Below are 242 nucleotides of genomic sequence, written 5' to 3'. Positions count from 1 at the left end.
CACGACGCCCCTGCGAGGACGGCATCAACGGAGCAATCAGCTCCCACTGCGCATCAGTCAGCAACTCCGTTCGAGACACACACCGAGCGTTCCAGCGACCAGCCCAAACCTTTGGGAGACACGCCCTGATATGGGCGTGGGTTTGTCAAGGGGCAGGGGTGAGCGGACGCCGTGCCCGTCGGCTTCCGGCGTCCGCTCGTTCCGGTCGTGTCCGGTGGTGACGCGCGTGTCGTGTTCGACGC

General features: G+C 65.7%; 1 protein-coding gene. It reads right to left on the bottom strand.

The features are described 5' to 3' along the window. Nucleotides 1-57: 57 nt before the first annotated feature. A partial coding sequence (locus IR155_RS16115; protein WP_209306796.1) for a hypothetical protein occupies nt 58-242 on the bottom strand: 185 nt, incomplete at its 5' end.

Source organism: Microbacterium paludicola (assembly GCF_015235415.1).
Classification (GTDB): Bacteria; Actinomycetota; Actinomycetes; order Actinomycetales; family Microbacteriaceae; genus Microbacterium; species Microbacterium paludicola.
This window is presented reverse-complemented; position numbering and strand designations above follow the sequence as displayed.